Annotated in this window: 15 protein-coding genes; 10 read left to right on the top strand and 5 right to left on the bottom strand. The window is 39.1% G+C overall.

All coding sequences use genetic code 11. The annotated features are described in order from the left end of the window. The first annotated feature begins 45 nt into the window (after positions 1-45). The 4 genes from A2536_00745 to A2536_00730 all read left to right on the top strand — a co-directional run bounded on the left by A2536_00745 (position 46) and on the right by A2536_00730 (position 3,529). Positions 46-387 carry a transcriptional regulator gene (locus A2536_00745; GenBank protein OGF45752.1) on the top strand — a complete coding sequence of 114 codons (342 nt, stop codon included), beginning with the start codon at positions 46-48 and terminating at the stop codon, positions 385-387. Between the two features lie 158 nt (positions 388-545). Then, positions 546-1,493, top strand: coding sequence for a nucleoid-structuring protein H-NS (locus A2536_00740; GenBank protein ID OGF45751.1), 948 nt, complete (start codon positions 546-548; stop codon positions 1,491-1,493). 153 nt (positions 1,494-1,646) lie between these two features. Continuing rightward, a complete protein-coding gene (locus A2536_00735; protein OGF45750.1) occupies positions 1,647-2,333 on the top strand; it encodes a hypothetical protein in 687 nt (228 codons plus the stop codon). Positions 2,334-2,545: 212 nt separating this feature from the next. Beyond that, on the top strand, positions 2,546-3,529 hold the full coding sequence (locus tag A2536_00730) for a hypothetical protein (GenBank protein ID OGF45749.1): 984 nt from the start codon (positions 2,546-2,548) through the stop codon (positions 3,527-3,529). Here the strand turns inward: A2536_00730 and A2536_00725 are convergent. From A2536_00725 to A2536_00705, 5 genes are read right to left on the bottom strand one after another with little or no spacing between them, the layout of a single operon-like run. Continuing rightward, positions 3,513-4,823 (bottom strand): hypothetical protein, encoded by a 1,311-nt coding sequence (locus A2536_00725; protein OGF45748.1) that lies wholly within the window; start codon positions 4,821-4,823, stop codon positions 3,513-3,515. The two genes, A2536_00730 and A2536_00725, sit on opposite strands and share 17 nt — an antisense overlap. After that, entirely contained in the window at positions 4,820-5,782 is a 963-nt protein-coding gene (locus A2536_00720) for a hypothetical protein (protein ID OGF45747.1), read from the bottom strand. Before A2536_00720 ends, A2536_00725 begins: the two co-directional genes overlap by 4 nt. Continuing rightward, on the bottom strand, positions 5,754-6,911 hold the full coding sequence (locus tag A2536_00715) for a hypothetical protein (GenBank protein ID OGF45746.1): 1,158 nt from the start codon (positions 6,909-6,911) through the stop codon (positions 5,754-5,756). Before A2536_00715 ends, A2536_00720 begins: the two co-directional genes overlap by 29 nt. Then, the gene (locus A2536_00710; protein ID OGF45745.1) at positions 6,908-7,669 is read right to left on the bottom strand and encodes a hypothetical protein; all 762 of its coding nucleotides are present in this window, start codon (positions 7,667-7,669) and stop codon (positions 6,908-6,910) included. Before A2536_00710 ends, A2536_00715 begins: the two co-directional genes overlap by 4 nt. Continuing rightward, positions 7,666-8,481 carry a hypothetical protein gene (locus A2536_00705; GenBank protein OGF45744.1) on the bottom strand — a complete coding sequence of 272 codons (816 nt, stop codon included), beginning with the start codon at positions 8,479-8,481 and terminating at the stop codon, positions 7,666-7,668. Before A2536_00705 ends, A2536_00710 begins: the two co-directional genes overlap by 4 nt. Before the next feature lie 78 nt (positions 8,482-8,559). On the opposite strand from A2536_00705, the gene A2536_00700 reads away from it, so the two are divergent. The 6 genes from A2536_00700 to A2536_00675 all read left to right on the top strand — a co-directional run bounded on the left by A2536_00700 (position 8,560) and on the right by A2536_00675 (position 15,179). Next, on the top strand, positions 8,560-9,387 hold the full coding sequence (locus tag A2536_00700) for a hypothetical protein (protein OGF45743.1): 828 nt from the start codon (positions 8,560-8,562) through the stop codon (positions 9,385-9,387). Positions 9,388-9,421: 34 nt separating this feature from the next. Beyond that, positions 9,422-10,720, top strand: coding sequence for a hypothetical protein (locus A2536_00695; GenBank protein ID OGF45742.1), 1,299 nt, complete (start codon positions 9,422-9,424; stop codon positions 10,718-10,720). 359 nt (positions 10,721-11,079) lie between these two features. Further along, positions 11,080-12,345, top strand: a complete 1,266-nt coding sequence (locus A2536_00690; protein OGF45741.1) for a hypothetical protein — start codon at positions 11,080-11,082, stop codon at positions 12,343-12,345. Between the two features lie 315 nt (positions 12,346-12,660). Beyond that, the gene (locus A2536_00685; protein OGF45740.1) at positions 12,661-13,218 is read left to right on the top strand and encodes a hypothetical protein; all 558 of its coding nucleotides are present in this window, start codon (positions 12,661-12,663) and stop codon (positions 13,216-13,218) included. A 581-nt stretch (positions 13,219-13,799) separates the two neighbouring features. Next, positions 13,800-14,234: a hypothetical protein gene (locus A2536_00680; protein ID OGF45767.1), complete on the top strand. Its 435-nt coding sequence runs from the start codon at positions 13,800-13,802 to the stop codon at positions 14,232-14,234. 126 nt (positions 14,235-14,360) lie between these two features. Further along, positions 14,361-15,179: a hypothetical protein gene (locus tag A2536_00675; GenBank protein ID OGF45739.1), complete on the top strand. Its 819-nt coding sequence runs from the start codon at positions 14,361-14,363 to the stop codon at positions 15,177-15,179. Positions 15,180-15,392: the final 213 nt, after the last annotated feature.

Genomic DNA, 15,392 nt, shown 5'->3' with positions numbered 1-15,392 from the left:
ATTTACGATTTACGAATGACAATTGACGATTTAAGGAGGTATATTATGAAACTAGTTATAGCGATAATTCAGCCGCATAAGCTGGAAGATGTGAAGAAGGAGTTGTACCACGAAGAGGTGAATTTGATAACCGTTTCTGAAGTTCTGGGGCACGGACGCCAGAAAGGGGTTACTGAGGTTTACAGGGGAATTAAAGAAACAGGGAACCTCCTAAGAAAGGTACGTCTGGAAATAGCTGTTAACGATGTTTTTCTTGAAAAAACCATAAGTGCGATAACAAAAGGAGCTCGGACCGGGGAAACAGGCGATGGGAAGATATTCGTCATTGACCTAAAAGACTGTATCAGAATAAGAACCGGTGAGACCGGGGAAGAAGCGATAGGTTAGAAACATGTCTAAAAGTCTATAAAAGTCGATAAAGAAAAATCAAGTTAATCATTTAAAAAAGGCCTTTTTCAAGGGAAAGGTCTTTTTTTGCTGATTTTCTGCTAAAATCATGTTATTATTAAAGCCTGTAGGTAAATTCATGGAAAAATGAGGGTAAAATGTTTAGACCGAAGATAAAGGTTCTGGATTGTACGATAAGGGACGGCGGATTGATCAATAATCATCAATTTGAAGACAGCTTTGTCAGAGAAGTATATAAAGCGCTGTCTGAAGCCAACGTTGACTATATGGAGATAGGATATAAAAACTCCAGAAAATTGTTTTCTCCGGAAGAATATGGTAAATGGAAGTTTTGTGATGATGAAGATATCAATAAAGTCATTAAAGGAATTAAATCCAATACGAAAATCTCCGTTATGGTTGATGTGGGACGTGTTGATGCGGCAGATGTTAAACCTAAAAAGGAAAGTCCCGTATCCATGATAAGGGTTGCCGCCTATGTAAAAGATATTGATAAGGCTATTTTTCTTTGTAATCAAATGGCGGACAAGGGTTACGAGACTGCGGTAAATATTATGGCAATATCAAAAGCCAGGGATGTAGAATTAACGGAAGCGCTGGTGCAGCTGGAGAAAGAATGCAAGGCCAATGTAATAAATCTTGTAGATAGTAATGGTTCTTTATATCAGGAACCCGTGGAATATCTTATTAAAAAGGCAAAAAGTATTATCAAAAACAAGGAAATAGGCATACATGCGCACAACAATCAACAGCTGGCGTTTTCAAATACCATTGAAGCCATTATTCATGATGCCAACTCTGTGGATTGCACGATATATGGACTGGGCAGGGCTGCCGGAAATTGTCCCACTGAGTTAATACTCGGTTTTCTAAAAAATCCAAAATTCGACATTCGTCCTATACTTGATGTAATTTCCAAGGAGTTCATTCCCCTCCGTGAAAAAATAGAATGGGGCTATATTATTCCCTATGCTATTGCCGGAATGCTGGATGAGCATCCCCGGGCGGCTATGGCTCTCCGCAGCGGCGGTAATAAAGAAAACTATAGGGAATATTACGAAAGTATTGTCGGGACAGAAGAGTAAAATTAATAATATTCGGTATACAGCAGAGGTCTGAGCAAACAGCCACGCTTTTTCATGCCTTGAAATCCACAGATTAAAGTTAACCAGCCAGCTATATAGGGGACAGAGCCTATTATATGTTGACAATTGCCTGATAAAATGGTATAAATTGTTATGCCAAGAGTAAAAAGAGTAGTAGACATAGGAAAGCCCCACCACATAACACAACGCGGGAATTACCGTTTAAAAGTCTTTGAAAAAAAAGAAGACTATGAGAAATACTGCGTTTGGCTTAATGAATATAGCGAAAAGTATGGTTTGAAGATACTTGCTTATTGCCTGATGGGAAATCATGTGCATTTCATTTGCATTCCGACAAGAGCGTATTCACTATCAACGACATTTAATTTAACCCATATGAGATACGCGCAATATATAAACAGGAGAAGGAAGGCCAGAGGGCATTTATGGCAAGGGCGGTTTTATTCAAGTATATTGGACGGAGCACATTTACTAGAAGCCGTGAGATATGTAGAGAAAAACCCGGTAAGAGCAAAAATGGTAAAGAATGAGAGTGACTATGCCTGGTCGAGCGCAAAAGAACATGTAGGGAAAGGAAAGGCAGAAATAAAGCTAAGCGAGAATAAACAATTAAAAGAAGCAGTCAAGGATAACTGGAGTGAATACTTGGGAGAAAAAGAAGAAATCACCTTTGTGGAAAAAATAAGGCGTCGAACAATGATGGGCCGGCCGTTGGTAATAGAAAAAGCCTTAAGAAAGCTGGAGAAGAAATTCAACATGAGATTAGAGGCTTTGCCTTGGGGAAGGCCAAAAAAAATCAATAAAACCCCGATAAAATAGGCTCTGTCCCCTAAATAAAATATCAGTGGAATCCAAAAGCTTTGCAAACTCATCAGAGAGCCGCCCTATATCACTGGCGAAAGCGGAATCGAACCCGAAGCCCCACTAAACTTTTATATTATTCAAGCCAATAAAAGTATACTTTCTCCTTCGGATTTCGTGTTCCGAGGCTGTTCTTGCTTAACTCCGGGTAAAATGATAAAATCGATAAAATGAATATAGATATCTTTATCAGACAACGAAAACCTGACTGGGAAAAGCTTGAAACGTTAATGAAGAACTTTGAGAAAAACGGGCTTGAAAGAGTGGACCAGGTGCAGATACTTGAGTTGGGGGACCTTTACAGGCGGACGGTCTCAGATCTTTCTTTTGCCAAGAGTAATTTTAAGGACTACCGTCTTCTAAGTTATTTAAATCAGCTGGTGGCAAATTCGTACGCCAAAATATACAGGGATGAACCATTCTCTTTTCTATCCATCATGAAATACTTTTCCTCGGATTTTCCGCAGCTTTTTAGGAAATATTTTAAATATATTTTACTGGCCTTTCTTGCCTTTGTGCTTACCGGGATAACGGGTTTTTTTCTGGTCACAGCCAATCACAAAATAGCCGTTTATGAAGAACAATCTATACGGGAAGCTTTCAGTAAAATGAAAAAAGAAGAGAAATGGGCAGATATTGAAAGACAGGCCAGGCCGTTTGCGGCGTCTGCCATTATGACCAATAATATTAAAGTAGTTTTTCTCTCCTTTGCTTTTGGTATAACAGCCGGGATAGGTACTTTATTTATTATAGTATCTAACGGTTTTCATCTGGGAGCTTGCGCCGGTATGGCTTTTATGAAGGGAATCAGTGATCTTTTATGGTCTTTTGTTTTTTCTCATGGTATGATAGAGCTCACTTGTATATTTATTGCCGCAGGTGCCGGCTTTTTGATCGGTGATGCTATATTAAACCCGGGCCTTTTTACCAGAAAAGAAGCTTTGAAAAATAATTCTCTGGAAGCAGTTAAACTCATGGCGGGGACGGTTCCGATGCTAGTCCTGGCGGGACTTATTGAGGGTTTTATCTCCCCGTCGGGAATTAACCAGCTTTACAAATTCGGTTTTGGAATTCTTACTATTATTTTAATGGTGCTGTATTTCGGTTTTACGGGAAGAGAAAAAAATGATGTCAGACCTAAAGCCGTTCCTTGATCTCAATATAAGAATTCACAAGGTTAACCGTAAGATCCTTCGGATGTACGTCAAAAGCAAACCCTCCGGCTGATTTCAATTCGTGAACAGCAGTCCTTCTTTTTGTCAGCAGGTCGCAAGCTGCTGCTTTCCTGTAAACCTCTGAGAGAGTTGATGGAGAGCTGAGCGAGATTTCCGTGAGAGCCGGGTCCTTAAGGGCGGTAAACAAAAAAGCATGCATGGGTTTTAAACTTTTTACATTGTTTATCAGATTCTTTGACGCATAGAGGTCAATGAGGTCGGTTATTACAACAAAGAGGGATCTTTTTTTATTTTTGCTTTTAGCGAAAAGAAAAGCTCTTTTATAATCAGACTCCGCCATTTTTGCCTTTATGTTATACAAGCTCTCCGATATTCTTGAAAGCTGTTTTTTGTCTTTTTTGGGAGGGACGTAAGCCTCAATTTTATCGGAAAATACGATTATTCCGATATTATCGCTTTTATTTATAGCAATAAAGGCGAGCATCAGGGTGGCGTTTATCGCATAATCGATCTTATACATTCCTTCCACTGCGTTTAGCATTAATCTGCCGGCATCCAGCATTATTATTACATTTTGATTCTGCTCTATTTCATGCTGTCTGACGGTTGGTTTTTGCCGTCTTGCGGTTGCTTTCCAGTCTATCCATCGGAAGTCGTCATCAAAAGTGTAATCCCGCAGAGTTTCAAACTCGGTTCCGACACCGCGGTATTTTGTGTGTTTAAGCCCTATATCTATCAGGCGGTTACGCAAGGCAAGAAAACCGTATTTTCTTATTTCAAGAACATTGGGATAGACCCGTATATTATTTTTAGCTTTGAATTTATCGTGTATGATCAATAATCTTAAGGGGGAGAAGTAGCGAAAATAAATATCCCCGAAAGAAAAATCCCCTCTTTCCGGAGGCGTAATATGATAAGTAAATGAACCGGAGGAGTCGGGCGGGACAGAAAAGATATTGGGACCTTTTATTACTTCAAAGTCGGGAGGTGTTTCATCTTCCACTGTAAACTCAAGCAAAGCGGTTGAGTTATTCTTAATCTTTATCGTGACCGGGTTTTTTCCTCCGAGAGAAAGCCGTTCTTCAACTATACGTTCGGCCGAAAGACTCTTGCTATGCGGTGTCAGAAGCAGATCAAAAAACACAATCAGTAAAAGAAGCGCGTCATAAAAAAGAAGTAAACTTGTTCCGAGTCCTTCTCCTGCCAGAAGGAGGAGAATACCTGCAGCAACAAAGACGACAAGACGCGGAGAAGGAAGAAGCTTTAAGATCATCTTGGGACTTCCACTGAGCAGAGGATATCTGAAAGGACTGTTTCCGTATTAATGCCTTCCACTTCGGCATCAGGTTTTATCATAATCCTGTGCCCGAGTACGAATCTGGAGGCGAATTTTATATCATCCGGGGTTAAGAAAGCGCTTCCGCGCAAGGCTGCAAAACCTTTTGAGGCGCTTAAGAGCATTACTCCTGCCCTCGGACTGGCGCCCAGTGCCAGGTCGGAATGCATTCTGGTCTTCTCCAGGATCTTAACTATATATTCAAAGAGGGATTCCTCAACTTTGATTTTGTTAAGTTCTGTGTGAAGGTCTTTAAAGAGGGTCCTGTCTATAACTTTCTTTATGCCTGACAGATTAAGTTCTCTGGGGTTAAAACCGGCATGATGTTTTTTAAGAATATCTTTTTCCATATTTTCTGCCGGATAACCGATGGTTATTTTAAACAAAAACCGGTCCAGCTGAGCTTCAGGAAGAGGATAAGTTCCTTCATATTCTATCGGGTTGGAGGTTGCGAAAACAATAAAGGGTTCGTCAAAACCATGTCTTACTCCATCAATTGTTACCTGATGTTCTTCCATAGCTTCGAGAAGCGCGGATTGCGTCTTGGGCGGAGTCCGGTTGATCTCATCAGCAAGAAGAAAGTTGGTGAAGATGGGGCCTTTTTTTAAAGTAAAGCATTTTGAGTTCTCGTCATAAATCGAGGTTCCGAGCACATCGGAAGGCATCAGGTCCGGAGTAAATTGAATACGCTTGAAATCACAATCCGATGCCATGGAGAGAGCTTTTACAAGCAGTGTCTTAGCTGTTCCCGGAACCCCTTCCAGCAGAACGTGACCTCCGCACACAAGAGCGACCAGCAAAGGATCTATTATTTTATCCTGACCTACAATTACTTTTTTGATCTCTTCTCTTGCTGCAACACAAAAATCACCTATTTTTGTTTTTGATTCTGTCATTTATTTTGACCTCCCTTTTTAATTCTTCCATTTCTCTGGCATATTTAATAAGCTGGATATTTGTAACCTGAAGGAAATTTGAATCGGTTAAATAATACATTATTCTGGTGTTTTTAACAGGTGCGCGTTTTTTTACCGCGTCAAGTAATCCGGTGTCCAAAATATTTGTTTTTCTAAAATAGGAAGAGATCTCCGCTTTAAAATTCTTTCTTAGCAGATTAAGTACCAAAAGAGAAGCTTTTGCTGACATAAAAAGGTTTCCCATGGAGATTACATATTCGATAACCGAGCGTTTTCCGGATTTATCCAAAGTTACAGCCGGACGTTTCCTTCTGCCCCTTTGGTAAAGAAATAATACGCCTGCCAGTAAAAGCTGAAGAAAGAGGAGTCTTACGGACAGGGAACGCTTAAGCTCTGTAAAAGGGTCAAGAGAGCTTTCAAAACCGTTGTGATATTCTTCAAAGTAAACGGGACCCTGCAGATCAAGGATAAAATTGTAAAGGAATATTGCATTATCGCTTCGTTCTATATTTGAGTTAATCATGAGGCCTGCCGCAGAACTCAGGTATACGGTTCCTTTTCCCGAGGTAAAAGACACCATCACACTATTTTGTTCCAGCACCAGTACCGGATCAAGCGTTGGACCCTTACTTCCGGATTTAAAATATAAAGGGGCTTTTGCTTCCAGCCGTTTTACTTCATTATTGAAAAGCACCGGTGTAAGTTCAGGATTGTCCGGTTTTTTGGAAAAACGCTCAACGGACACATTAAACTCCGAGAGAAGATTATCGGTCTTATTCTGTAAAAGGCCGTCATTAAAATAGACCAGAGTGCTACCGGCATCTACCCACACTTTGATGGTTTTGGCCTCTTCTTTTGAAAAACTTCTTCCCGGGTTTATTAAAAGCAGGGAGCCTCTTTTTCCCTTGAGATAATAAGGTTTTTCCTGAAAACGCGAAACTTTCTGATTTGTATTTTCCAGCAGGAGATAAAAGGCTTTTGTGCCTTTGGGATCGGAGTTGTAAGAGGAATTTGAGAAATTCTCCGGCTCTTTAACAGTAGCAAAAGTTATTAATAGACCTGCTAAAAAAACAAACCCGAGTAATATTTGAATACGGTATTTTTTCAAGAGAATCCGCCTTTTAGCTTTAAAAATTCCTTTTGTATCTCTGCAGTGTCAGCTTCTGTAGCAAGAGATAATCCATACCAGATATTCTCGAAAGTCCTGACTATATTTTCAAGAGGTTCGTTTATCCCGGGTTTGCCGGAAGTTTCCCTCAGGTATTCCAGGTCTGTTTTATAGACGGCAAATTCCAGCCGGTTCTTTTCATGCAGGAAGAGTAGTGCGGAAAAATAACCATACCTTACGGCATTCTTATAGTCCTTTTTTTCAACGGCGTTATTAGCAAGTGTTTCGTAAGAGCTTGAGGTCAGGTCTTTTTCCTGTATTATCATACCCTGTTCGGTCTTCTCTTCTTTTCTTATTTTTTTTACGAAAAAATAGTAGATAACGCCGAAAAAGAAAATAAGAATTAATAATAACAGGAAAATAGCGGCTGTTTGCGCGGAACTTTTGGTTGTCAGAAGATGGAAAATATTCCGCAGTATTTCTGCGAACTTTGCCAGGATAATCGGGATTATCGGGAATTCCGCGAATAATATTTTTAGTAAAGACTCGGATTTATTCTTAAGCCGGTTGAATTCTTTTCCGGCAAGTATGTTCCTGAGAGTCCTCTTTATTTTTCCCGGGGACATCTGCTGTTTTTTTGCCGGTGTTTCTTCCGGACTTTCATTGCTTACTAAAGGCTTAAATTCTGTTTTTTCCAGAGCAAAAACAGGATTGAAAAGCAGCAGCGGCAAAAGGAGAAGAAGCGCCGCTTTTTTCATTTAACCGGTACGCTTCCTTGCTCATCGGAAACAGAGGAAGCCAGCATTTGAATATCAAACCCCTCTTTCTTAATTCTCATATTGTAATAAAAAAGAGTGTAAGCTGTGAGCATCAAAGGTGTTACTACTATTGCGGAAAGTACTTGTATGGTAAAGGTCATGGAAACCATAAGTATCCCGGTCGGGGCCAACGGTGTTGCGCCCGCGCTGTGGTGTAAGGCCGCATAAATTATCATGGGAAGCAGGATAACCCCGTAAATAGCATAGGAAATAATCCCGACAACGAAACCGGCAGTCATCAAATTACCAAAATTCTTTTTCATAAGGATCTGGCTTCTTTCAAGAGCCGGCTTACCATAGGTGCCTTCAATGGCTATTATTTGAGGCACCAGAGCATATCTGAAAAGGAAGATGAATCCGGGGATTATCAAACACAAGAAACCGAGAAATATCATTAACCCGGAATGTATTAAGGTTCCAATCATCTTCCGGAATTTCATGTGATCAAAATGTTTAAAAGTGGTGAGCAGGGTTACTTTCTTTCCGAGATAACCGTCAGAGATGGTCCGGGCAAGCAAGAAATTTATTACAGGCATCACCAACAGAGTAAGTATAATTGATATAAAAGAAGATGCAATTTTCCCGTAAGGGCCTTCAAAAAAACCGGTAGCAGTATTAACAATTATTATAGGGAGATTTAAAACAGCGAATATTTGAACAAAGACCAGAAAATGCTTTCTGTAGATTTTAAATGTTTCATCAAGCAGTTCCCCCAGTTTCATTGGCAGAAATACCTTCTTTACTTCTTCCATAAGATCCTCCGGATATCAATAATTTGAGTACTTGTTTATTTTATATGTTTTTGATACACAGGTCAAGTTGAAATACCGGTGGTGAAATACTGCGGAATATATGCTAAAATAATCATTATGCAAAACGATGAAGCGAAAGTTCTGACACCTGAAAATGTGGAATACTCCTATGAATTGGCAGGAATAGGTTCAAGACTTCTTGCGGCAGTTTACGATTTCTGTGTGCAAGTTCTTGTTTTAACCGGCATTATGCTTTTGCTTGTACTCGCTTCTGTGGTTTCCGGACTGGGAACCGGTATTGGCAACTATGGTGAATGGACGGGGTATATACTTATTGGTCTTGCAATAATAGTTGTTTTTATGATCTTTTGGGGCTATTTCATTTTTTTTGAAATAATCTGGGATGGACAGAGTCCCGGAAAACGGCACGCCCGGATACGTGTAGTTAAAGACGGGGGGTATCCCGTAAGTTTTTATGCTTCTTTAGTAAGAAATCTCTTTAGAATAATAGATTTTATGCCTTTTATGTACGGCATTGGAGTTGTTTCTATGTCAGTGAACAAACATTGTAAAAGGCTGGGAGACCTGACGGCCGGAACCATCGTTGTCAAGGAGGGATTTGCAAAGGTTCCTGAAGTAGTGACAGAGAATATGCCTTTGAGCTATACACCGGATAAAGTGATTATTAATCTCGACAAAATAACTCCCGAAGATTACGATGTTATCCGCCAGTATTTACAAAGGCGGTATGAAATAGAAAATGAAACTGCCAGAAAAAATCTTGCCGATATGCTTGCTGCAAAATATCTAAAGAGACTTGAAATGTCCGGACACCCTTTTGAGACCGGCGATATATTCCTGAAAGCAATCGCAATTCAGTATCAGGAGAGATTCCGTTCGAAATAATTTATCCCCGGGCTGATTTAAAAAGAGGAAACAAATGTTCAAAAAGAACTCCCTTCTGGAGATGTTAATAGTAGATTTTCTTTTGTTTTTTCTTCTGGTTCTTGTGCATGGAGTAATAATTTATATTTCCGGCAGTAATCTGCAGACTAGTCTGAATAAAGCCAAAAGTACGGGGCTTTTATATGACTTGGAGGAAGTCCGGGCTAAAGAGGTCTGTAAGGATCTTTCTCCGAAAGAAAATATTGCAGAATTATTAAAATCTTACAGAGCCGAAGGTTGGTGGTCTGCGGCTCTTTGGACTGACGTTTCCCAGAAAAAGATCGAAGGGGATATTGAGTGGAGTAAAGAAGAAAAGAAACTATTCTATAAAGTATCTGGGAAATTTGATAAATACGGAAAAAACAAAGAAGCAATAAAGAATATTTTAAAGAAAAAACAGGGCACTATCAATCTTCTATACAAAATGGCGGACTGCAAAGGTTATTATATGGAATTGGATAAAGAATTTCCGCTTTTTACTCCGATGCCTGAGCTGTTAAAAATAAGGGAAACTGCAGAGTTAATGCAGGTGAAAATGCTTGTTGATATAAGGGAGGGGAAGGAAAACGAAGCATTTGACGACCTGAGAAAAATGTTTCGCTGGAACGAAATGTTGAACTACAGGGCTTCAAGTACTTTATTAGGCAGTATGATCAGAATAGCGGTAAATGGGATCAATCTGGACGTTACAGATAAGTTAATTAAAAACAGCAATTTAAGTAATAATAACCTGGATGAATTGTTGAAACAGCTTATAAAGACTGAAAAATTGGAATATGAAGGCTTGACGTCTTCTTTAAATATGGAAAGACTTCTGCAGCAGGATATAATAAAACGCGGAATAGCCAGCGAGCTTGAAAATAGATCAAAGACGCTTCCGGCAAAAATAATGTACAATGTTTTTATGTATATAATAAAACCGTTAAATAACATAGAAAGAATATTTCAAAACGAATATTTTTATGTTTTAATAAAAAATGCAAAACAACCGGTCTTTACCCTCGAAAAGGAAATAAAAATCCCCCGGTATTTCATTATGTCGAATATTCTTCTTCCTGATATGCTAAAGATAACTAAACAGGCATATATTGAAAGAAATAAAATAAGACTTGCGATAGTTAAGATTCTTTTAAAAATGTATAAGAATAAAATAGGTTTTTATCCTGAAAATCTTTCTGAATTGAAGAATGCAGCGGGGTACGATGTTCCCTCTGACATCATGAAGGGAGGCGATTTTTACTATAAAAAGATGGATAAAACATATGAGCTAAAAACCCTATACGAGGAAAAATAGACGAAATAGAGATGTATTTGTACTACGGAATGTACCAGGCTGCAGGCCGTCCGCCAATTATATAGGGCGGATCTTTCGAAGAGATGTTGGAGGGCTTGAGGTTTGGATGGTTAGCAAAAGAATCAAAACAATAGTAACGGGTAGAGGGTCCTCCAATGCTTTGGAGAGATCTCGCCATAAGGCGGATTACGAGTTACGGGTTTTATTGTAATGTGGCATATAAATCAACATATTTAAAAATATGATAATAACACATTAATGTAAGACGTTATGGACTTTTATAGACCTTTACAGACTTTTATGGACTGAATTTTGCCTTTACTGCTGGAATCATCCACGAAAAACAGGTAAAATGAAGAATGTTTAGTAAAAAAGTAAACCGCATCTTCTACTATATCTTTATCCTGCTTTCCGTTGTTCTTTTTGCGGAGAAGTTTCTTTTTAAGACTTTATTAATAAAAAATCAGGGGTACATTGATTTTACTTCGTATTATATTGCTGCCGATGCCATAAAACAAAAAGGTTCTCCGTATGATTCGATAGATATCCGGGATAATCATATAATGAATATTATAAAGTCCGCGGATTTAAAGAGAATGGGGATAGATTTTCAGGTACCGGAAAAATTCGCCTATACGTATCCTCCGCTTTTGTCAATCCTGCTGGTCCCGTTAACCGTTTTTAAATATCCTTCCGCGTTAATTATATGGAATATACTGAATTTAATGTTTTTTGCTCTGGCAGTGTATTTTTCTTTCCGGATATTAAACGGAAGGTTTTTGGAAATAATAACGGCGCTGACGCTTCTTTTGTTTTTTGGCTCCATGCCTTCGTATGAAACCTTCAGCCTGGGACAGGTTAACTTCCTGGTTTACGCGCTTTGCCTTCTTGCTTTTCTGCTGGAAGAGAGAGGGAATAGTAAATTATCCGCCTTCTCTCTTGCTTTTGCTTCTGTTTTAAAAATTACTCCGGCAGTTCTTCTTCTTTACTTTTTGTTTTTTACGGAGAAAAAAAGATATATATTTTACTTTTTTGCTTTTGGTGCAGGATTACTTTTATTAAGCGGAGCTTTTATCGGACTTCCAAGTCTTTATCATTATCTTACCTATATATTCCCAAAACTTGCAGGATCCTATCTTTTGGATAACAACAAAGCGCTTATATCTTTATTTAGCAGGGTGTTTCTGGAAAATCCGATGGTGACTCCGCTTTTTATTTCCAGGATAGCGGCAAATACTTCAGCTGTTATAATTGCAATATCTCTCATAACTGTTTCCGGAGTTATCCTTAAGCGGGCAAAAAAAGTTTTAAGTTATGAGAGCAGAGTGCTGGCATTTTCCGCGACACTGGTATTCTCTCTTCTCCTCCAGACTTTGCTGGAAATTCACCATTTAATCTACGCTTTTCTGCCGCTCTTAGCCGTGATTTACTATTCAAAATTCAAACCGGGAATAAAAGCCGTTATTTTTATCATACTTATTATGCTCTTAAACACCCGGGGTTGGAACGCTATGGCGCATTTTGGAAACGCATGGTGGACAATCTTCCTGACCGCTCCGCAAATACTGGGACTTATTTTACTTTTCATTCTGCTATATAAAGAGATAAATATTCAAAAAGCATGAAAATATAACTATTTTCCATCATGTCTGAAATCATATTGATTTTTGGATCAAGTGGTACAATAATTTAAGAAGATATTTTAAAAGTATAGGAAAGTATAAAAGAGATTTTACGAGAGCTGATTAGGATTTAGTTCAAACTTTGTCAGTGTCCACCTTCGGTGAGATCTCGCCAAAGGCGGAGAATCCAAAAGCTTTGTAATCTCATCGAAAGATCCGCCAATTATGTGAGGCGGATCGTCGAGAGATCCGCCCAATATAACTGGCGGAAGTGGAATCTTTTTTAAAGAGATAAAATTACCCTAAGGAGGTAAATTTATGAAGAAACTCGTATTGTTTGTATTACCGCTTATTGCTGCTGCAATGTTATTTAGCGGAATGGGAAAGAAACCGTCAGTGGAGGAAGAGTCAACTCTTGCACAAACCATGAAATGTTCAGAATGTTCCAAAGATTGCAAGGTCTGCGCGAAGGACATGAAGAATTGCGGAAAAGAAGGGTGCACTTGCAGGGTTGTGGATTGTAATCCCGGAATGAAATGCTGCATGAATTGCAAGGATTGTAAACTTTGCGCGAAAGACATGAAAAACTGCGGGAAAGAAGGTTGTACCTGCATGAAAATGGATATGAAAGACATGAAGGGGATGAAACACGAAAAGATGAAAGGTAAAAAATCAGATACTACTGCAAAGCTATTTGTCAGAAAGCCTACGAAAGAAGAGCTTGGTAAAGAAGCTACGTGTCCGGTAATGACAGATGAAACTTTTAAAGTATCTGTTGTTACCCCTGTGATTGACTATAAAGGTAAAGCCTATTACATGTGCTGCGACGGCTGCCCTCAGAAATTTATAGCAAATCCGGAAAAGTACGTAAAATAAAGAATAAGTCAGATAATCAAGAGCCCTGCCGGTTGAAACCTTCTGCCGGCGGGGCAATTATCAGTTACATCCCGAAACACGACCCTAAAAACAAAGTAGAACTATTCAAATTAGAACCTTCATGTCTATTGCATAATCAGTGGAATCCCGTAGGTTTGCAATCTCATCTAAAGATCCGCCTAACATAATTGGCGGAGGTGGAATCGAACCCGAAATCCCACAAACCCTTAATATTATGTAAGCCAATAATGACATGCTTTCTACTTCGGATTTCGGGTGGTTTTAATTATTGACTTTACGTCCAGCCTGTTTTACAATGATATCCTGGTTTAAATTATTTGTTTTTTGCTTAACAGCAAAGGAAGGTTGATATGAAAAATACAGGTACGCTGGTTGTTTCAACTTTCGCTTTTATCAGTATATTATCTGCGGGGGCTCTGGCGGAAGAAAATAAAGGCGTTGCTGAAGAAAAAAAAGAGATAACAAAAGAAGTAATAGCAGTTACTCCGGAACGTACTATTGTTACACCTGAAGCTGTAGTTGTTACTTCTGAAGTTAAAAAAGCAGTAGAGGAGAACAAGATGGCAAAGACAGAAGTGAAAAAAGGCGATAAAATAGAGGTGGAATATGAAGGAAGATTAAAAGATGGAACGGTATTTGACAGTTCAAAAGGCCGCGCGCCTCTTGCTTTTGAAGTTGGAGCCGGTCGGATGATCAAGGGATTTGACAACGGGGTCCTCGGGATGAAGCTTAATGAAGAAAAAACAATTGATATTAAAGCAGAAGATGCTTATGGCAAGAGGGATGAGAAGATGCTTCAGTCTGTGGAAAAAAGCTTCTTTCCTAAAGATTATAAACTTGAAAAAGGCGCTAAAGTCGGGCTTACACATAAAAGCGGCGAGCCTATGCAGGCGGTAATTGCAGATATTACTGTGGATAAAGTAGTTTTGGATTTTAATCATTTTCTTGCCGGTAAAGACCTGATCTTTAAAGTAAAAGTACTAAGCATCAAGTAGTTCCAAATAGTTGTTTTAGTTTGTAGCTTTTGTTTGTATCAGTGGAATCAAAAAGCTTTGCAATCTCATCAAAAGATCCGCCTGATATAACTGGCGGATGTGGAATCTTTTTAGTTGGAGGAAAAAATGCCGGAATCATTAATACTCACCCCTAAAGAGATAAATGATACTTTAGTCGGGATAGGCAAGAAAAAAGCAGGAATGAACATATATGAGCTTTTTATGTATGCAATTCTTGCAGGAATATACATAGCTCTTGGCGCGATTAGCGCCGCTGTTATTTTCTCCTATACTCTGGATGCGGGCCTTGCCAGGTTTTTAGCGGGAGTAGTCTTTTCCACAGGGCTTATTCTTGTTCTCTTGGCCGGGGCAGAGCTTTTTACCGGAAACATGCTCATGACTGCGGGGCTGATAGAAAAAAAATTCTTTTTTATGCATATCATGAGAAATTGGGCTATCGTATGGCTTGGTAATTTTGCAGGCTCTCTCCTTGTTGTATTTTTGCTTTACGGCTCGGGATATTTTTCTGACGGCGAATCGGTTTCAAAGTTAGGCGAAACACTTATTAAGATCTCGGATAATAAACTGGCTCTTTTATTTTGGCCGGCGTTCTTTCGCGGGATTCTTTGTAACATTCTGGTATGCCTGGCAGTCGTAATAAGTCTGTCTTCTGTTTCTACGGAAGGAAAGATTCTTGCGGTAGTTTTCCCGATAACGGCCTTTATTATAAGCGGTTATGAACATTCCGTTGCAAATATGTTGTTTTTACCTGCAGGACTTTTGGCAAAAGGTACTTTTTTTGATATCTCCAACCTGGCTGCGATGTTTAGTAATCTGATACCGGTAACGCTCGGGAATATTGTAGGCGGCGTCATAATCATTTTACTCCACCCAAAATCATTTAAAAGATTAAAGGATTTCCTTGCTTCCGGAAGTAAATCTTAAAAATAAGTATTTGTAATGTTTTCACAGAGCTTACTCACCGGAGTCCTGTAGTTTTGCAAACCCTGTCCGTCCTCCGCTTTTGCTAACTTCAAATCTTCTAAACATCCAATCTTCAGTGGATTTAGTTGGCAGCGATTCCGCAACTATAATAAATAGCCCTATAAAAACCTGTATATACCCTGAGAAAAACGATTATTACCTGTTTAAGCAAAT

The organism is Candidatus Firestonebacteria bacterium RIFOXYD2_FULL_39_29 (assembly GCA_001778375.1).
Classification (GTDB): domain Bacteria; phylum Oederibacteriota; class D2-FULL-39-29; order D2-FULL-39-29; family D2-FULL-39-29; genus D2-FULL-39-29.
This window is presented reverse-complemented; position numbering and strand designations above follow the sequence as displayed.